Below are 18,671 nucleotides of genomic sequence, written 5' to 3'. Positions count from 1 at the left end.
CGGTCCTCAGCGCCTAAGCGACGTCGCCGCGTTCCGAGGCCGCGGCACAATAGTCGCGCCAGAACTGGCGATACCCCGCCTCCACCCTGCGCGTGTAGATCTCGACATTGCCGGCCGGCGAAGCTGCGATCTGGGCCGGCAGTTCTGCGCGCAGCTTCGCCAGTTGAGCCGGCTGCGCCGCAAATTTGCACGCGATCGCGGCATAACCCTCGCCATCCTCGGCGACCCAATCGTTGAGGCCGACGGCAGCCACGATCGAGCCACCGGCGCGCGACGAGGCGCCGTTGCCGAGCTTGGCGACGACCGGAACGCCGGCATAGAGCGATTCCCAGGTGCTGACGCCGCCGTTTTGCGGGAACGTATCGAGCGAAATGTCGATCTTCGCGAAGGCCAGCAAATGCTCGTGGCGCGAGGTCGAGCCCATGCAGGTGATGTTCTCCGCGGCGATGCCGCGCGCCACGAACCGCGCGACCAGGCTGTCGCGCAGCAACGGATCGTCAAGCAGCCCGTGCTTGATGATGATCTTCGATCCGGTTACCGCGCGCATCACCTTCGACCACACTCCGATGGCTTCGTCCGAGATCTTGTAGATGCGGTTGAACACGCCGAAGGTCACATAACCGTTGCGGAGCATGGGCAGTTCCGACGGCGGCACGTCCAGCACGGGTTCAATGGTGATCAGGCATGGCAGATCGTGAACCTTCTCGGCCAGCAGATGGCGCGCCGATTGCGGAATGAAGACCGGATCCGCGAGCACATAGTCCATGGTCTGAAGGCCCGTCCCCGTGGCATGTCCGAAACCCGTGACCTGGATCGGCGCGGGCTTGCGAGCGAAAACATGGAGCCTGTTGCCGGTCGTATGCCCCGATACGTCGATCAGGATATCGACATTGTCCGCCTGGATGCGGTCGGCCAGCTCTTCGTCCGAAAGCTGCCCGGCGTCGACCCAGACGTCCGCCAGAGGCTTGAATCGTTCAGTCATCTCATCCGGCAACGGCCAGCAGGAATAGCAGATGATCTCGAACCTTGTGTGATCATGATGGCGCAGCACCGGCAGCAGAGTGAGCGCGGCCGAGTGGTTCCTGAATTCGGATGCGACATACCCGATCACGATGCGCCTGTCCGGATCGAGCTGGCGCTGTGCCAACATCCTTCGCGGCAATTTGGCGCCGACCGCATCCCACCAGGATCTTCGCGCCTCCTGCTGAACCGCAAAACCGGCTTCGGAAAGATAATCCAGCAAGAAGATCTTGCGTGCGATCGCGTCCGAATAGCCCGGGCTGAGCTCGAGCGCGGTATCGAGGTGTTGAAGCGCCGTCGCGATGTCACCCTGGCTCGCATAGCACGATGCCAGCAGCGCCATTCCGATCTCGGACTGCGGATTTTCCTCCAGCAATGTGTTGACGGCCGCAATCGCCTGCGCCGTGTTTCCCAGCAGAATATTGACCTGCGCCTTCCCGCGCAGCGCCAGCTCGAGCGTAGGCGATTGCGCCAGCGCCGCCTCGAAATCGGCAGCCGCCTGCTCCAGGCGCGACAGGTCGAAATTGAGCCGTCCGCGCTGCGCCAGCATCCTCGCCGAGTTGGGCTTGATCGCGAGCCCTGCTGCCAGCGCGGCTTCCGCCTCATCGTAGTGCCGACGCTCGATGCTCACCATGCCCTTGCCGGCGATCGCTTCCGCGTGTCGCGGCTGAAACAGCAAGGCGCGATCGAAACTTTCGTTGGCACGCTCGAACTGCCCCATCATCAGTTCGGCCATGCCGCGATTGCAGAAGGCATCGGCATAGTCCGGCTTCAGGCGGATGGCGCGATCGTGCAATTCGATTGCCTGCGCGGGCAGATTCATGTGCAGCAACGTATTGCCGAGGTTGGTGAGAGCCAGCGGAAAGTTCGGCTTCAGCGCGATGGCCTTCTCCTGGCACCTGCGCGCATCCTCGAATTTCTTCAGGTCGAAGTAGACGGTTGCGAGGTTGCTGTAGGCCTCGTGCGAACGCGGATCGAGCGCAATTGCGCGCTCGAGCAGCTGTTGCGCCTCCTCCAGGCGCCTGCCGTCATGCGCGCACAGGCCGAGCAAATGCGTGGCATCGAAATGGTCCGGCAGCGCTTTCAGGATCTCGCGGCAGAGCGCCTCGGTTTCGGCATGTCGACCCTGGCCATAGGCGCTCGCCGCGGCGGAGATGATCGCGTCCGCCTGCTTCATCAATTTCTTCTGCAATCGCGCGTTCTGGAATGCGCGCGCGCCGGCGCCGCTGCTCTGCAAGGTTGCTCTCCGAAGGATGGCCGCACGGAGAGTCTAGCTGATTCGTCGTCCAGGCCGCCCGGTCGGCTGGAGCGGCAAGGCTCCCCGGGGTTTCCCGGTGCTCAGGGCAAGATCCGGTTCAGGCCTAGGCGAGGTCTCCGCCTTTCGCCGCGGCACAATAATCGCGCCAGAACTGGCGATAACCCGCCTCGACCTTGCGCGTGTAGATCTCGACATTGCCGGCGGGCGAAGCTGCGATCTGGGCCGGCAATTCTGCGCGGAGCTTCGCCAGATGAGCCGGCTGCGCCGCGTATTTGCACGCGATCGCGGCATAGCCTTCGTCATCCTCGGCGACCCAATCGTTGAGGCCAACGGCCGCAACGATCGACCCGCCGGCGCGCGATGAGGCGCCGTTGCCGAGCTTGGCGACGACGGGAACGCCCGCATAGAGCGATTCCCATGTGCTGATGCCGCCGTTCTGCGGGAACGTGTCGAGCGAAATGTCGACATTGGCAAAGACCCGCAGATGCTCGGAGCGCGGGGTCGAGCCCATGCAGATGACGTTTTCTTCGGGGATATCCCGTTCCACGAACCGCGCGACCAGACGGTCACGCAGCAAGGTATCGTCAAGCAGCCCGTTCTTGATGATGATCTTCGAACCGCTCACCGCGCACATCACCTTCGACCACACCCCGATGGCCTCGTCCGATATCTTGAAGATGCGGTTGAACACGCCAAAAGTCACATGACCGTTGCGGAGCATGGGAAGCTCCGAAGGCGGTGCGTCCAGGATGGGATCGATCGTGATCAGGCAGGGCAGATCATAGACCTTTTCGGCCAGCAGATGCCGCGCCGATTGCGGAATGAAGATCGGGTCGGCGAGCACATGGTCCATGGTCTGAAGGCCCGTCCCGGTAGCGTGCCCGAAACCCGTGACCTGGATGGGGGCCGGCTTGCGGGCGAAGACATGAAGCCTGCTGCCGGTGGTGTGCCCGGACACATCGACCAGAATATCGATCCCATCGGCCTGAATACGATCGGCCAGCTCGTCGTCCGAAAGCTGCGCCGCATCGACCCAGACGTCCGCGAGCGGCTTGAAGCTCTCCGTCATCTCATCCTGCAACGGCCAGCAGGAATAGCAGACGACCTTGAACCTGGCGTGATCATGATGGCGCAGCACCGGCAGCAGAGAGTACGCAGCCGAGTGGTTCCTGAACTCGGACGCGACGTATCCGATCACGATCCGCCGGTCCGGATCGAGCTTGCGCGGCAACAGCGTCCTCTGCGGAAGCTTGGCGCCGATCGCATCCCACCAGTATCTTCGCGCCGCCTGCTGGGCTGCGAAATCGGCCTGCGGCAGATAATCCAGCACGAAGATCTTGTATCCGATCGCCTCCGGAAAGTCCGGCGCGATCTCCAGCGCCGCGTCGAGATGCTGGAGCGCCGTCGCGATGTCTCCCTGGTTCACATAGCAAGCCGCCAGAAGCGCCAATCCCATCTCGGATCGCGGATTGACCTCGAGCAGCGTCTTGACGCCCGCCATCGCCCGCGCCGTGTTCCCCGCGAGAATGTCGATCTGCGCCCTCCAGCACAGCGCGAGCTCGAGCCGTGGCGATTGCGCCAGCGCCGCATCGAGGTCTGCAGCCGCCTGCTCCAGCCGGGACAGACTGAGATTGAGCCGTCCGCGCTGCAGCAGAATCCTAGGTGAACCTGGCTTGATCGCGAGCGCTGCGTCGAGGGCGGCAGCCGCCTCCTCGAAATGCCGTAGCTCGAGGCTCACCATGCCCTTGCCGGCGATCGCTTCCGCGTGACGTGGCTGAAGTGACAGGGCGCGGTCGAAGCTCTCTTTGGCGCGCTCGAACTGGCCTGTCATCAGTTCCGTCATGCCGCGGTTGCAATATGCATCGGCATAGTCCGGCTTCAGCCTGATCGCGCGTTCGTGCAGTCCGATCGCCTCTTTGCCGAGGCCGATGTGCAGCAGCGTATTGCCGAGATTGGTCAGGGTGATCGGACAATTCGGCTTCAGCGCAATGGCCTTCTCCTGGCACGCGCGGGCATCGTTAAATTTCTCGATCGCGAAATATACAGCCCCGAGATTGCCATGCGCATCGGGCGAGCGCGGATCGAGCGCGGTCGCACGCTCGAGCAGGAATGCCGCCTCATCGAGCCGCCCGCCATCAAACGCGCGCAGGCCGAGCAGGTGCGTGGCGTGGAAATGATCCGGAACCTCTTTCAAGATCTCGCGGCAGAGTGTCTCGGCCTCGGCAAATCTGCCCTGCCCGAGTGCCTCGATCGCGAAGGCCATGACGGCGTCCGCCTGCTTCTTCAGCTTCTTCTCCAGTCGCGCATTCTGGTATGCGCGCGCGCCGGCACTGCTCTGCAAGGTCTCTCTCCGGAGGATAGTCCGAAAAGAGACGACCTGATTCGCATGGTGCCAAGCTTGCGGTCAGACAGACCGTGAGGGTTGCAGAGGCTCAGCGCAGAATCTGGCTCAGGAACAGCTTCGTGCGGGCGTGCTGCGGGGCGGCGAAGAACTCCTTCGGCGTGTTGGCCTCGATGATCTGGCCGGCGTCCATGAACACGACGCGGTTGGCGACTTCGCGGGCAAAGCCCATCTCGTGGGTGACGACCAGCATGGTCATGCCCTCCTCGGCGAGGTCGACCATGGTGTCGAGCACCTCCTTGACCATCTCGGGGTCGAGCGCCGACGTCGGCTCGTCGAACAGCATCACCTTCGGGTTCATGGTCAAGGCCCGGGCAATCGCGACGCGCTGCTGCTGGCCGCCGGACATCTGCCCCGGAAACTTGTTGGCCTGGTGCGGGATCTTGACCCGCTCCAGGAACTTCATCGCGGTCGCCTCGGCATCCCTCTTGGGGATGTTGCGGACCCAGATCGGCGCCAACGTGCAATTGTCGAGCACAGTCAGATGCGGGAACAGGTTGAAGCTCTGGAACACCATGCCGACTTCGCGGCGCACGGCATCGACGTGCTTGAGGTTGGGACCGAGCTCGATGCCGTCGACGACGATTTCGCCCTCCTGGAATTCCTCCAGCGCATTGATGCAGCGGATCAGCGTCGACTTGCCCGAGCCCGAGGGCCCGCAGATCACGATGCGCTCGCCCTTCCGGACCTCGAGGTCGATGTCGCGCAGGACGTGAAATTCGCCATACCATTTGTTCAGGCCGGAAATCTTGACGATGGGGTCGGACATGGTGGCCTCGATCAGTTGCGGCGGTGGGCGTTGAGACGGTGCTCGACGAACAGCGAGTAGCGCGACATTCCAAAGCAGAAGATAAAGTAGATGATCCCGGCGAAGGCGAAGCCGGTGAACGCGGTCGACGGCGTCGACCATTTCGGATCCGAGAACGAGGCACGAAGCGAGCCCAGGAGGTCGAACAGTGCCACGATCGAGACCAGCGAGGTGTCCTTGAACAGCGAGATGAAGCTGTTGACAAGGTTCGGAATGACGTGACGCAGCGCCTGCGGCAGCACGATCAGCGAGGTCGTCTTCCACCAGGACAGTCCAAGGGCGGCCGCCGCCTCGCTTTGGCCGCGCGGGATCGCAGCGAGCCCGCCGCGGACGTTCTCGGCCTGATAGGCGCCGGTGAACAGCGCAATGCCGATCAGCGCGCGGACCAGACCATCGACGGTGAAATTGCCGGGCAGGAACAGGGGCAGCATATAGGTGGCGAAGAACAGCACGGTGATCAGCGGCACGCCGCGCCAGAACTCAATGAAAGCGATCGAGAAGATCCGAATCAAGGGAATGGTGGAGCGGCGGCCGAGCGCCAGCGCAATGCCAATCGGCAGCGAGGTGACGATACCGGTGACCGAGACCACCAGTGTCACCAAAAGCCCGCCCCACAGATTCGTCGCCACGACGGATAATCCGCCATGATCGAGGTCCATCAGCTTGATGACGATGGCGATGGCAATGAAGGTGGCGATGCTGGATGCCAGAGCCCGGCCGCCGGCGCGAACGCCGCCGCCAAGAACGAAGGCGATCAGGCAGACAATCGCGGCCGTGACGGCGAAATCGGCCCAGACCGGCTGCCCCGTGCCCTGAATATAATCGCGCAGCCAGGTGAGCGGAAAGATCAGCCATTGAATCGCTGTGCCGAGCAGCACGACGAGGCTTCCGACGACCCACAGCAGCGGAGCGATGGCGGACGTCTTGCTCAGGCTGAGCAGCGCCTGCCCGGCACCAAGGATGCTTTCGTCGAACAGTTGCAGCAGGCCGGCCGTCCAGCTCAGGCCGAAGCCTTTGATGCCGCCGCCGTGCAGTAGGAAGAATGCGACCACCGGAAGGGCGGCGAAGAACAGGCCGGCATTCAGGCTCTTCGCCGGCAGCCGCGGAACGAGCATCGGCAACAGCAGGGCGGCTGCGAGCAACAGCGTCAGATTCACCCGCCAGCGCTCGGCCTCGGGATAGAAGCCGTAGATCAGTTGCGGGAGTTTCGCCTGGATGTAGGGCCAGCAGGCGCCGACCGCAAAGCCGGCGTTCTCGGCGAGGCACGCAGTGCGGTCCTTGCCGCTCCAGACCGCATCGACCATCAGGAACCTGACGGAGGGAACGATGGTGAACCAGAGCAGCAAGGCGCCCAGGATCGTCAACAGGATGTTGGTCGGCGAGTTGAACAGGCGCGTGCGCATCAGGCCGATGAAGCCCGTGGTCTTCACCGGCGCAGGACGCTCGGTGAGCAGGTCCCGGCGGACGAAGCTGGACGAGAGGACATCGCTCATGCGCCCAGACTCCGGCTGACGCGCCAACCGTAAACGCTCATGACGGCGCTGGTGAGGAGCGAGATCAGAAGATAGATGCCCATCGTCATTGCGATGATCTCGATCGCCTGCCCGGTCTGGCTCAGCGACGTGCCGGCGAACACCGACACCAAGTCAGGATAGCCGATCGCGACCGCAAGCGAGGAGTTCTTGGTGAGATTGAGGTATTGGTTGGTCAGCGGCGGCACGATGACACGCATGGCCTGCGGCACGACGATCAGGCGGAGCGTGGCGCCGCGGCTGAGACCTAGCGAGGATCCCGCCTCCATCTGCCCCTTGTGAACGGACAGGATGCCGGCGCGCACGATCTCGGCAATGAAGGCGGCGGTATAGGTCGACAGCGCCACCGTGAGCGCCACGAATTCCGGGATGATGCGTGAGCCGCCGGCGAAGTTGAACCCCCTAAGCTGCGGCAGCTCGAAGGTGAAGGGCAGACCAAACACGAGCACGGTGGCGAGCGGCAATCCGAACAGCAGCCACAGCACATAGGGCCAGATCCGGATCATCCGCCCCTCCTGAAACAGCGCGCGCCGCGCATGGAAACGCAGCGCCAGTGAGGCGACGACGCCGAGCGCCAGCATCGCCAGGAACGGTTCGAGGCCGCTCTGGCCGATCGGGCTGGGAACGACGAGGCCGCGATTGCTGAGAAAGGTAATGCCCAGCAGCGAAATGCTCTGCCGCGGATTGGGCAAGGCAGCGAGCACCGCGAGATACCAGAACAGGATCTGGAACAGCACCGGAAGGTTGCGGAGGACCTCGACATAGATCTCGCCGACGCGCGACAACAGCCAGTTTGGCGACAGCCGGCACAGCGCGACGATGAAGCCGATCACGGTGGCGAAGACGATGCCCACCACCGAGACCACGAGCGTGTTCAAGAGCCCGACCACGAACACGCGCAGGAACGTGTCCGAGCCGGTATAGGAGATCAGGGTCTGGTTGACGTCAAAGCCGGCATTGTTCCTGAGGAAGCCGAAGCCGGCGGCGATGTGCTGGTTTTCCAGGTTGGTGCGAGCGTTGGAGACGATCTCGTAACCGATCCAGCCCAGGATCGCCGCGAAGGCAAACTGGACGGCAACGCCGTTCCAGCCTGCCTTGCCGCCCAGCATGCGCCTGACCTTCAGCGCGATCTGGGCCGGCGGTTTTCGAGCCTCGTTGCTCATCGCCGCGGATCGGGCGGGATCAGCGGATCGGCGGCGCGTACTGAAGACCGCCCTTGTTCCAGAGATTGTTGAGACCGCGATTGATGGCGAGCGGCGAGCCGGCGCCGACGTTGCGATCGAACACTTCGCCGTAATTGCCGACGGTCTTCACGATCCGCACCACCCAGTCCTTGGTCAGGCCGAGCTGCTCGCCGAAATTGCCGTCGCTGCCGAGCACGCGCTTCAGCTCCGGGTTTTCCAGTTTCGCCTTCTCGTCGACGTTCTTCGAGGTCACGCCGAGCTCTTCGGCGGTGATCATCGCAAACAGCGTCCATTTCACGATGTCGAACCACTGGTCGTCACCGTGGCGCACCATCGGCCCGAGCGGCTCCTTCGAGATGATTTCCGGGAGCACCATATGGTCGTTGGGATTGGCGAGCTTGAGGCGATTGGCGTACAGGCCCGATTGGTCGGTGGTGAAGACGTCGCAGCGCCCGGCTTCGTAGGCCTTGACGGTCTCGTCGTTGGTGGCGAACGCGATCACCTCGTACTTCATGTTGTTGGCCTTGAAGTAGTCGGCGAGATTCTGCTCGGTGGTGGTGCCCGTCTGCACGCAGACCGATGCGCTGTTGAGCTCGAGCGCCGAATTCACCTTGAGCGACTTCTTCACCATGAAGCCCTGCCCGTCATAATAGGTCACGCCGGTGAAATTGGCGCCGAGCGAGGTGTCGCGCGAGATGGTCCAGGTGGTGTTGCGCGAGAGCACGTCGATCTCGCCGGATTGCAGCGCCGTGAAGCGGTCCTTGGCGGACAGCGGCACGTACTTGACCTTGGTCGGATCGTTGAAGATCGCCCCGGCGATGGCGCGGCAGACGTCGACGTCGATGCCGGTCCAGTTGCCCTTGTCGTCGGGCGATGAGAAGCCGGGCAAGCCCTGGCTGACGCCGCAGGACAGCATGCCCCGGTCCTTGACCGTCTTGAGCGTTTGCGCATCGGCGGCTTGGGCGGAGAGGCCGGCGGCGAGAGCAAGGGTGAGAGCCAGGGTTACGCGTTTCATGGGCTTTGGGCCTTTCAAGGTCGTCTCAAGGTCAGGAATGTTGTCTCAGGATCGTCTCTGCCAGGGGAAGCCCTGCAAGAGTCATGCTGGAAAACCTTGCCGAACACTCGCCGATCTCGGGAGGCCATACCTTCATCCCCGCCGCTGGCGCCCGCCATTTTTGGCTGTGACGCAAAGTCCGGTCAGGCAATGGATCGAAGGTCGCGGCAGGCCCCTCAACATGCGGCGACTGAATAGCACCTGCGCATCACAGAACGACTGGCGAGCCGGGTCAAGGGGTTGACGGGACTCTTCTGTGTTCTGTTATTAACGGCAACGGCCTTTCGGCCGGCCGGAGGGCGCGACGCGCCCCGGTGGAAACGCGGTTTTGAAAGCAGACGCATGGATTCCTCGCACCCCCAACAGCAGCACGCCGAGACCCGGCTGGTCACCTCCGGCCGCGACACCAAGGCGCAGAAGGGGTTCGTCAATCCGCCGGTGTTCCACGGCTCGACCGTGCTCTACCCGACCGCCGAGGACCTGCACGCCCATCGCGGCGAGTTCACCTATGGCCGCCACGGCACCCCGACGACCAGGGCTTTCCAGGATACGCTGATGGCGCTGGAGGGGCCGCAATGCGCCGGCGTCGGCATTGTGCCGTCGGGCCTGTCGGCGATCTCCACCACCCTGCTCTCGGTGCTGAAGGCCGGCGACCACATTCTGGTTGTCGACAACATCTATCGGCCCTCGCGCAATTTCTGCAACGGCATGCTGACCCGCTATGGCATCGAGACCACCTATTTCGATCCTTTGATCGGCGCCGGCATCGACAAGCTGTTCAAGCCCAACACCCGCGCGGTGCTGGTGGAGGCGCCGGGCTCGCAGTCGTTCGAGATGCCCGACATCCGCGCCATCGCCGAGGTCGCGCATGCGCGCGGCGCGCTCGTCATCGACGACAATACCTGGGCGACGCCGCTCTATCATCGCTCGCTGGAGCAGGGCGTCGACATCAGCATACAGGCCGCCACCAAATATATCGGCGGTCACTCCGACATCATGTTCGGCACCATCTCGGCCAACGCGCAGGCCTGGCCGATCGTCGCCGAAGGCATCCGCCTGCTCGGCGTCTGCGCCGGTCCCGACGACGTCTTCCTGGCGCTGCGCGGCCTGCGCACGCTGTCGGTGCGGCTGGCGCAGCATCATCGCTCCGGGCTCGACATGGCGCGCTGGCTCGCAGGCCGTCCCGAGGTCGCGCGCGTGCTGCATCCTGGGCTCGAGACCGATCCGGGCCATGCGATCTGGAAGCGCGACTTCACTGGTGCGTCGGGCCTGTTCAGCATCGTGCTGAAGCCCGCTCCGCAGAAGGCCGTCGACACCATGCTCAACACGCTCAAGCTGTTTGGCATGGGCTTTTCGTGGGGCGGCTTCGAGAGCCTTGCGATTCCCTTCGATTGCGATGCCTATCGCACCGCGACCAAATGGGCGCCCGGCGGCCCGACGCTGCGTCTCCACATCGGCCTCGAAAGCACCGATGATCTCAAGGCCGACCTCGATCGCGGCTTTGCTACCCTCAAAGCGGCAATGTGAGCCTGCTCACAGGGCACCGCGCCTCAGGAACGCGCATCCGCCGGAGGCGTTAACACCGATTGCCAACAAGGGGTTTGATCCCCGGACGTTTAGCGCTAGCCTCACCAATCGACTCCAATCCGGACTCGGAGCATGGGAACGTTGGTTCTGCTCGATCTCATGGGCGGCGTTGCGCTGTTGTTGTGGGGCCTGCACATGGTCCACAGCGGGATCTTGCGCGCCTTCGGCCCCGACCTGCGGCGCCTGCTCGGCAAGGCGCTGAGCAACCGCGCCAGCGCCTTCGCCGCCGGCCTCGGGTTCACCGCGCTGCTCCAGAGCAGCACGGCGACGGCGCTGATCACCTCTTCGTTCGCGGCCGAGGGTCTCGTCAGCCTCGCCGCCGCGCTCGCCATCATGCTCGGGGCCAATGTCGGCACGACATTGATCGTGCAGGTGCTGTCGTTCAACATCGCCGCCGTAGCGCCGGTGCTGTTCGTGCTCGGCCTCGTCGCCTTCCGCGCTGGCCCGCGATCCCGGATCAAGGACATCGGCCGCGTCTGCATCGGCCTCGGCCTGATGCTGCTCTCGCTGCACATTCTGCTCGACACGCTGGCGCCGGCGGAGAACGCGCCCGGCGTCCGCGTCGTGATGTCGGCCATCACAGGCGACCCGGTCTTGTGCATCGTGATCGCCGCCCTCGTCACTTGGGCGGTGCATTCGAGCGTCGCCAGCGTGCTGCTGATCATGTCGCTGGCCTATGCGCAGTTCGTCACGCCTTACGCGGCGCTCGCGCTGGTGCTCGGGGCCAATCTCGGCAGCGCCATCAACCCCGTGTTCGAAGGCGCCAGGCGCGACGATCCCGCGAGCTATCGCCTGCCGGTCGGCAATCTCGCCAACCGCGTGGTCGGGATTGCGCTCGTCCTGCCCTTCCTGGGCGCGATCGCCGAGCACATGCACGCCTGGCAGCCCGATCTCGCCAAGATGACGGCAGCTTTCCACATCGCCTTCAATGTCGGCACGGCTGTGCTCTTCGTCGGCCTGCTCGACACCATGTCGCGCCTGCTGACCCGACTGCTGCCCGATCGTGTCAAGGAGGCCGATCCGGCCCGGCCGCGCTATCTCGACGAGACCGCGCTGGAGACCCCGTCACTGGCGCTCGCCGACGCCGCCCGCGAGACCTTGCGCATGGGCGATCTCGTCGAGGTCATGCTGCGCAAAGTGATGGCGGCGATGATGACCGGCGACCGCGCGCTGGTCGACCAAGTCTCGAAGACAGACAATCTCGTCGACGGTCTCGACGAGGCCATCAAGCTCTACGTGACGAAACTGATGCGGGGCAGCCTCGACGAGAGCGAAGGACGCCGCGCGATGGAGATCATCTCCTTCGCCATCAACCTCGAGCATATCGGCGATATCATCGACAAGAGCCTGAGCGAGCTCGCCACCAAGAAGATCAAGCGGCGCTTCCAGTTCTCGGCGGAAGGGGCCGAGGAGCTCGCCGCTTTCCACAAGCGCACGATGGATTCGCTGCGCATCGCCTTTGGCGTCTTCATGTCGGGTGACGCCAACGAGGCGCGCAAGCTGCTGGTGGAGAAGACTGCGCTGCGCAACACCGAGCTTGCCGCCGTCGAACGCCATCTGGACCGGCTGCGCGAGGGCCGCCCCGAGACCATCGAGACCACCTCGCTGCATCTCGACGTACTGCGCGATCTGCGCCGCATCCACTCGCATATCTGCTCGGTCGCCTATCCCGTGCTCGATGCGGCCGGCGAGCCCTATCGCAGAACCGAGGCGGATACGGCCACCCTGCCCGCATCAGGCGCGGCGTCGGCGCTGCCGCGATAAAGCCGATGGGCTTTAGGTTGAATCGATTGTCGCGGCTCGTTCACCTCTCCCGCTTGCGGGAGAGGTCGGCGCGAAGCGCCGGGTGAGGGCTGTCTCCTCTAGGCGATTGTCCCGTTGCGGAAATACCCTCTCCCGCTTGCGGGAGAGGCAGCGCACCTCCGTCGTCGCCGCGATCAAGCCTCATCGCATCATGCCTTTTAAGGCATCGGATCAGCGGTCCAGCGTCTTCGAGGCCGTACCGCGATTCTTCCAGATCAGCATGATGTTTCTGACATAGATGATGGTCGCGAGCGACTGTCCGAGGATGATCACGGGCTCGCGCTTCACGACGCCATAGACCAGCGTCATCAGCCCGCCGCCCATCGAGCAGAACCAGAATGCCATCGGCACCACGCTGTTGCCGGCGCGCTCGCTCGCGATCCATTGCACCAGGAAGCGTGCGGTGAAGAACAGCTGCGCGACGAGGCCGAACGCCAGCCAGAAGTCGAACTTGGCGACGAAGACGTCGTAGAGATAATTGCTCAGCGCCTGACCGTATTGGATGATCATGCATTCACCTCGGTCACCTCAGGCGTCGGCTTCTTGCGGCGGATCAGCCACCACACGCCGGCGAGATCCATGATGCCGATCCATAGCCGGTCGAAGAAGCCATAGTTCGATACGCCGGAATGGCGCGGCCGGTCGATCACGTCGACATAGGCAATGTCGTAGCCCTCGCGGCGGACCAACGCGGGCAGGAAGCGATGCAGACCGTCGAAATAAGGCAGCATCAGAAAGACGTCGCGGCGGAACGCCTTCAGTCCGCAGCCGGTGTCGCGCGTGCCGTCCTTCAGGATGGCGTTGCGAACGCCGTTCGCCACGCGCGACTGGAATTTCTTGAAGCCGGTGTCCTTGCGCCCGACGCGCTGGCCGGCGGCGAGACCGACACGCCCTGCCCCCTTCTCGACCGCCGCGATCAGGTCGGGCAGGAAGGCCGGATTGTTCTGGCCGTCGCCGTCGAGCGTCGCCACGATCGCCCCGCGCGCCGCGCGCACGCCGCTGCGCACGGCCGCCGATTGGCCGACCGATCTCGCATGGCGGAGCTGACGCAGATTGCTCCGCTGTTTCATGATGACGCCGAGCCGCTCGCCGGTCGCATCGGTCGAGCCGTCGTTGACGTAGATGATCTCATAGGCCCAGCGGCCATCGAGCGCCGCCGTGATCTCCTCGATCAAGGGCGCGATGTTGTCGGCTTCGTTGCGCACGGGAACGACGATGGAAACCGAAGGCTGGGACGTCGACAAATCGAGGCTCGTGGTTGGAATTGACCTGCCTCGGGGAACCGACCTCCCGGCAGGCAGCCGCTTTTATGGGGCGGATGCCCCGTGGGCAACCCTTTTGAGGCGGTCCGATACCGTGCCTGAAAGCGGCACGATGGTGCCGTCGGCGCGGATGGCAAAGCCGAGCCTTCGGGCCGCAAACCAGTAACGGACGGCCATGGCGCCCACCAAACCGACCAGGGCGCCGGCTACGACGTCGCTCGGGTGATGCGCAAGCAGCACCAGGCGCGTCAGCAGGATCACGATCGCGTAAGTGAACATGAATAGGCGCAGGCGCGGCCACAATGCCGACACGGCAAACGCCAGGGCGAACGCCGCCACGGCGTGGCCTGAGGGCAGGCTGGCATAAGCCCCCGTCCCGTCGAACGGGACGAAGTTGAACGGATTGGGCTGGCCGCCGACGAACGGACGTCCGCGGCCGATGAGATATTTCAGGATCTCGGCGACGAACGCTGACACGGCAACCGACAGGAACATGAATTGCAGCCGCGTGCCGAAGCCGAGCAGCAGCGCGCGGCGGCTTCCGTGCAGCCCGGCCGCGACAAGCGCCAGCGCCACCAGCGCAGCTCCCAGCACGGAGAGCACATACTCGTCCTTGCCGAAATCGGTGAGGATGCGGATAGGCCACAGGCTTGGCGTGCCGCGCGGCGGCATCAGCAGGATCTCGGTCTGATCGAACCCGACCATCAGCGCGATGACCAAGGCTGCGCCCGCTGCGCTGAGCCAGAGCGAATGCCGCGCCAGCTTTCGGGCGGCCTCGGCCCGGCACGAATGCGATGGCGAGCGCACGAGCTGCGCCAGCGCGCGCCGGGACACGGCGAGCAACTGCGCGGGATAGCCGCCACGCGGCGCAATGTCGGTCGAGGCACCCATCCTATTCGGTGCCTTCCGAGCGGAAGATCGAGATCGAGATCGCGCGCCCTTGCGAGAAATTATAGCCGTCGATGCGGGCACCGACCTTGTAGCGCAGCCCGATCGCCTCGGCGCGCTGCACGAAGCTGCGCTCGGTGCGCTGCTCGATCAACGCGAAGCGGCAGCTCCCCTGCCGCAGGAAATCCGCCGCACCGGACCCGTCGGTCAGCAAGGTCTGAGTGCCCACCAGAAAGACAAGGCTCGGCTCATGATAACCGGCCGCAGCCGCCTTCGGTCCGACGCAGGTGACGTTGCGAAGCGCGCGCGCGATCTCGATGCTCGGAAACAGCGGCGTCAGTGACGGCAGCACGATGCCGTAGACCGTCACCGCCAGCATCAAGGCTGCGACCAGCGCATTGAGCAGCGAACGCTCGGCGCGATTGTTGTCGTAGAGCCACCAGGCGAACAGGCCGAAGATCAGCGAGGCCGCGATGAAGGGCCAGGCCACGAAGGCCGGCTGCCGCGTCAGCATCACCGCGCCGACCACCGCGATGATCGAGGCGGCCGCAGGGATCGCGAACCACCACGCCGAACCGCGCATCAGCCAGGAGCGCGACAGCACGCGCCGCTCCAGGGCGCCGGCGGTGAGGATCGCGATCGCCGGGTAGAGCGGCAGCACGTAATGCGGCAGCTTGGTCAGCACAGCCTCGAACACGATCCAGGACGGAATCAGCCAGGCCAGCAGAAACTGTGCGCCGGGCTCGCGCCGCGCCCGCCACACCGCAGGCGCTGCCATCGCGGCGAGCGGTGCGCCCGGCCAGAAGGTGATCCAGAACAGCGCCAGATACAGTCCGGGCGGCGCGCCGTGGGATTCCTGAGCGCCGATCTTGCTGAGCATGTCGCCGCCGACGGAATCGGCGAAGAAGGCTTCGCCCGCGCGCCAGAAGATCGCGACGAACCAGGGCAGCACCAGCACCAGCATCCACATCAGGCCCCAGAGCGGGCGCAACTTCCACAGCCAGGAGGCATCGCGGTCCTGGATCGCAAGCGCGACGATGGTCAGGCCCGCGAACATCAGGATCAGCGGACCTTTGATCAGGATGCCCAGAGCGAGCGCGCTCCAGAAGATCGCGGGCCAGCTCCAGGGCGGGTGCGTCTCGTCTTCGGCGCGCTGCCAGGACAAATAGGCCCGCGCCATCGCCCCCATTGCGGCGACGACGCAGAACAGCAGCATGGCGTCGGTCTTCGCCAGCCGCGCTTCGACGCCGAGCAGCACGGACGCGCACATCATCAGCGCCGCCAGCACCGCGGCGCGCCGCGTGACGAAGCCGAGCGCGGCCCAATAGGTCATGAGCACGGCGCCGATCGCGCCCATCAACGACGGCAGGCGGTAGACCCAGATGCGCAGTTCGGCTTTCGGCAGCTTGAGCATCGACGCGGCTTCGACAGTCGCCGATTGCAACCAGTAGATGCCGACCGGCTTCTTGTAGCGGACGTCCTCCTGAAAACGGATGTCGACATAGTCGCCGCTCTCGACCATCTGCTTGGTGGCCTGGGCGAAGCGCGCTTCGTCGCGATCGATCGGCGGGATGGTGAAGAAGCCGGGCAGGAACAGCAGCAGCGCGCAGAGCACCAGGAAGCCGACCGCGCGCGCATGGCTAGCCGTGACGATGTCGAGCAAGCGCACGAGCCCGCTGCCCGGATTTGCGGGCGATTTCGACTCGCGGGGGGCTCCAAAACGGGGGCTTGGGTAGGTCTCGGCCATTGGTTCCGCTTACGCTGAAACCGCCATCGCCACAACCGCTTAAGGCAGGCTCATTGAATTCGAATGACGACTGTGTCCGCGGCGCCCGTGGCGTCGATCACAGTGAGGCGGGCGAAGCCCGGACCGGGCGGATCGATCAGCCGCTGGCGGCGGCCATCGATCTCGCCAAGCGCGGTGCCGTTAACCATGACGGTCATGGGCAACACGCCGCCGGCGACTTTGACCGGCATGGCTGCGCTCTCCCGGCCACCCGATCGATCGACGTCGATCCGCGAGCCGTTGAGCGGAAACTGAATGTGCAGGGCCTGCTCGCCCCCGGTGCGCACCAGTTCCCCGACCGGGCGGAACCGCTTCAGGGGCAGCGGCAGCTTGGCGTTGCTGGCCACCAGGGTTCCCTTGGGCGCCTTCGGCAACGGCGCGAGCGTCTTGCCGCTCCGGGCAAAGGCGTCGAACAGGATGGGCGCGGCGGCGATACGTCCGATCAGGCCCGGAACCGGCGCGCCGTCCGGACGGCCGACCCAGACGCCGATGGTCATGCGGCCGTCGAAGCCGACCGACCAGGCATCGCGATAGCCGTAGGAGGTCCCGGTCTTGAACGCGATCCGGTTGTGAGCGGCGTTCTCCGGCGGGGGCGTGCCCAGCAGCACGTTGCCGACCTGCCAGGCCGCGACCTGATCCAGCAGCCGCAGCGGCTCGCGATCGTCCTTGTCAGCCATGACCTCGCGCAGTGGCTTGGTGGTGCCGAGACGGGCGAAGCCCGCATAGAGCTGGGCGAGGTCCTGGAGTGTGACGCCAACGCCACCGAGGCCCATGGCGAGCCCTGGCGTTTCGTCCTTGGGCAAAACCAGATTGCCGCCGGCCTGCCGCAGCCGTGAGGCCAGCCGGCTCGAGCCGACGCGGTCGAGCAGCACGATGGCGGGCACGTTCAGCGACAATTGCAGCGCCTTCCTCACCGGCACCGTGCCCTGGAACGTCATGTCGAAATTCTCCGGCGCGTAGGAGCCGAAGCGAACCGGCCGATCGTCGATCAGGCTGTCGGGATGAACAAAGCCGTCCTCGAAGGCGAGCCCATAGATGAACGGTTTCAGCGTCGAGCCCGGCGAGCGGACGGCGCGGGTCATGTCGACCTGCCCTGCCCGGCTCTCATCGAAATAATCGGCCGAACCGACGCGGGCGAGCACGTCGCCGCTCTCATTGTCGACCACGATGATGCCGACCGAGATGTTCGGCCCAAGCGCAATGGCGCGGTCGCGCGCCAGCGGCTCCAGCACCTTCTGCAGGTTCGCATCGAGCGTCAGCTTGATGACTGGCGTATCCTTGACTGTCGAAAGCGCGGTGTCGGAGGCATGCGGCGCCAGGATCGGCATCGGCTTCCGCAGTTTTGGCACAGGCACCGCTTTGGCCTGCCTGGCGTCGTCGGCACTGACCACGTGCTCCTCGACCATGCGGTCGAGCACGCGGTCGCGCGCCTTACGCGCCGCCTCGGGATAGCGATCGAGCCGGCGCGTCTCCGGCGATTGCGGTAGCGCCACCAGCATCGCGGCCTCCGCCAGCGACAGGCGCTTCGGCTCTTTGCCGAGATAGGCGATGGACGCCGCGCGGATGCCTTCGAGATTGCCGCCATAGGGTGCGAGCGCCAGATAGAGATCGAGGATCTGCTCCTTGCTCATGCTGCGCTCGATCTCGATCGCACGCACCATCTGCCGCAGCTTGGCATAGAGCGAACGCTGCCGGCGCGGCTCCATCAGCCGCGCGAGCTGCATGGTGATGGTCGAGCCGCCCGAGACGATGTGGCCGCGCGTTCCGAGCTGCAACGCGGCGCGGCCGAGCGCGAGCGGATCGATACCGTCATGGGCGTAGAAGCGCTGGTCCTCATAGGCGAACAGCAGTTTCAGGTACGTCGGATCGACGTTGGTCTTGGCATCGACCGGCAACCGCCAGCGCCCATCCGTCATGGCATAGGCGCGCAGCAGCTTACCGTTGCGGTCGACGATGGTGGTGGAGACCTGGCGCGCGTCGTCGAGCGGGAGAGGACCGAGGGAATAAACCCAGGCGACGAAGCCGATGATGGCGAGGATGAAGGTGAGTGCGAGGGTGCAGAGCAGGCGCATGATTGTACGACCTCCT

13 protein-coding genes are annotated in these 18,671 nt (G+C 64.8%); 2 read left to right on the top strand and 11 right to left on the bottom strand.

Going from position 1 to position 18,671, the window contains the following annotated elements; genetic code table 11:
• Window positions 1-13: 13 nt before the first annotated feature.
• The 6 genes from YU9_RS0120675 to YU9_RS0120650 all read right to left on the bottom strand — a co-directional run bounded on the left by YU9_RS0120675 (window position 14) and on the right by YU9_RS0120650 (window position 9,218).
• The gene (locus YU9_RS0120675; protein WP_027574519.1) at window positions 14-2,257 is read right to left on the bottom strand and encodes a tetratricopeptide repeat protein; all 2,244 of its coding nucleotides are present in this window, start codon (window positions 2,255-2,257) and stop codon (window positions 14-16) included.
• Between the two features lie 124 nt (window positions 2,258-2,381).
• The gene (locus YU9_RS0120670; RefSeq protein ID WP_027574518.1) at window positions 2,382-4,619 is read right to left on the bottom strand and encodes a tetratricopeptide repeat protein; all 2,238 of its coding nucleotides are present in this window, start codon (window positions 4,617-4,619) and stop codon (window positions 2,382-2,384) included.
• Between the two features lie 91 nt (window positions 4,620-4,710).
• Window positions 4,711-5,448 (bottom strand): amino acid ABC transporter ATP-binding protein, encoded by a 738-nt coding sequence (locus YU9_RS0120665; RefSeq protein ID WP_027574517.1) that lies wholly within the window; start codon window positions 5,446-5,448, stop codon window positions 4,711-4,713.
• Window positions 5,449-5,459: 11 nt separating this feature from the next.
• Window positions 5,460-6,980 (bottom strand): amino acid ABC transporter permease, encoded by a 1,521-nt coding sequence (locus YU9_RS0120660; protein WP_027574516.1) that lies wholly within the window; start codon window positions 6,978-6,980, stop codon window positions 5,460-5,462.
• On the bottom strand, window positions 6,977-8,182 hold the full coding sequence (locus tag YU9_RS0120655) for an amino acid ABC transporter permease (RefSeq protein ID WP_027574515.1): 1,206 nt from the start codon (window positions 8,180-8,182) through the stop codon (window positions 6,977-6,979). The genes YU9_RS0120660 and YU9_RS0120655 overlap by 4 nt, the downstream gene beginning before the upstream one ends.
• A 19-nt stretch (window positions 8,183-8,201) precedes the next feature.
• Window positions 8,202-9,218: an amino acid ABC transporter substrate-binding protein gene (locus YU9_RS0120650; RefSeq protein WP_027574514.1), complete on the bottom strand. Its 1,017-nt coding sequence runs from the start codon at window positions 9,216-9,218 to the stop codon at window positions 8,202-8,204.
• 381 nt (window positions 9,219-9,599) lie between these two features.
• Here YU9_RS0120650 and metC point away from each other — a divergent pair, with 381 nt between their 5' ends.
• Window positions 9,600-10,784, top strand: coding sequence for a cystathionine beta-lyase (gene metC, locus YU9_RS0120645; protein WP_027574513.1), 1,185 nt, complete (start codon window positions 9,600-9,602; stop codon window positions 10,782-10,784).
• A 132-nt stretch (window positions 10,785-10,916) separates the two neighbouring features.
• The gene (locus YU9_RS0120640; protein WP_027574512.1) at window positions 10,917-12,608 is read left to right on the top strand and encodes a Na/Pi cotransporter family protein; all 1,692 of its coding nucleotides are present in this window, start codon (window positions 10,917-10,919) and stop codon (window positions 12,606-12,608) included.
• Between the two features lie 210 nt (window positions 12,609-12,818).
• Here the strand turns inward: YU9_RS0120640 and YU9_RS0120635 are convergent, their stop codons facing one another.
• The 5 genes from YU9_RS0120635 to pbpC all read right to left on the bottom strand — a co-directional run bounded on the left by YU9_RS0120635 (window position 12,819) and on the right by pbpC (window position 18,655).
• The gene (locus YU9_RS0120635) at window positions 12,819-13,157 is read right to left on the bottom strand and encodes a lipid-A-disaccharide synthase N-terminal domain-containing protein (RefSeq protein WP_027574511.1); all 339 of its coding nucleotides are present in this window, start codon (window positions 13,155-13,157) and stop codon (window positions 12,819-12,821) included.
• Window positions 13,154-13,891, bottom strand: coding sequence for a glycosyltransferase family 2 protein (locus YU9_RS0120630; protein WP_027574510.1), 738 nt, complete (start codon window positions 13,889-13,891; stop codon window positions 13,154-13,156). Before YU9_RS0120630 ends, YU9_RS0120635 begins: the two co-directional genes overlap by 4 nt.
• A gap of 63 nt (window positions 13,892-13,954) precedes the next feature.
• On the bottom strand, window positions 13,955-14,800 hold the full coding sequence (locus tag YU9_RS0120625) for a phosphatase PAP2 family protein (RefSeq protein ID WP_027574509.1): 846 nt from the start codon (window positions 14,798-14,800) through the stop codon (window positions 13,955-13,957).
• Between the two features lies 1 nt (window position 14,801).
• Entirely contained in the window at window positions 14,802-16,544 is a 1,743-nt protein-coding gene (locus YU9_RS0120620; RefSeq protein WP_027574508.1) for a glycosyltransferase family 39 protein, read from the bottom strand.
• 50 nt (window positions 16,545-16,594) lie between these two features.
• A complete protein-coding gene (gene pbpC, locus YU9_RS0120615) occupies window positions 16,595-18,655 on the bottom strand; it encodes a penicillin-binding protein 1C (RefSeq protein WP_198028276.1) in 2,061 nt (686 codons plus the stop codon).
• Between the last annotated feature and the right edge of the window lie 16 nt (window positions 18,656-18,671).

Source organism: Bradyrhizobium sp. WSM1743 (assembly GCF_000473065.1).
Classification (GTDB): domain Bacteria; phylum Pseudomonadota; class Alphaproteobacteria; order Rhizobiales; family Xanthobacteraceae; genus Bradyrhizobium.
Note: the sequence above shows the minus strand (reverse complement) of the source record. Positions and strands in the feature narration are given on the sequence as shown.

Excerpts from the sequence above, each read along its gene's own strand:
- metC (WP_027574513.1), top strand. The coding sequence starts at position 9,600 with ATGGATTCCTCGCACCCCCAACAGCAGCACGCCGAGACCCGGCTGGTC.
- YU9_RS0120665 (WP_027574517.1), bottom strand. The coding sequence starts at position 5,448 with ATGTCCGACCCCATCGTCAAGATTTCCGGCCTGAACAAATGGTATGGC.
- YU9_RS0120650 (WP_027574514.1), bottom strand. The coding sequence starts at position 9,218 with ATGAAACGCGTAACCCTGGCTCTCACCCTTGCTCTCGCCGCCGGCCTC.
- pbpC (WP_198028276.1), bottom strand. The coding sequence starts at position 18,655 with ATGCGCCTGCTCTGCACCCTCGCACTCACCTTCATCCTCGCCATCATC.
- YU9_RS0120635 (WP_027574511.1), bottom strand. The coding sequence starts at position 13,157 with ATGATCATCCAATACGGTCAGGCGCTGAGCAATTATCTCTACGACGTC.
- YU9_RS0120620 (WP_027574508.1), bottom strand. The coding sequence starts at position 16,544 with ATGGCCGAGACCTACCCAAGCCCCCGTTTTGGAGCCCCCCGCGAGTCG.
- YU9_RS0120640 (WP_027574512.1), top strand. The coding sequence starts at position 10,917 with ATGGGAACGTTGGTTCTGCTCGATCTCATGGGCGGCGTTGCGCTGTTG.
- YU9_RS0120660 (WP_027574516.1), bottom strand. The coding sequence starts at position 6,980 with ATGAGCGATGTCCTCTCGTCCAGCTTCGTCCGCCGGGACCTGCTCACC.
- YU9_RS0120625 (WP_027574509.1), bottom strand. The coding sequence starts at position 14,800 with ATGGGTGCCTCGACCGACATTGCGCCGCGTGGCGGCTATCCCGCGCAG.
- YU9_RS0120655 (WP_027574515.1), bottom strand. The coding sequence starts at position 8,182 with ATGAGCAACGAGGCTCGAAAACCGCCGGCCCAGATCGCGCTGAAGGTC.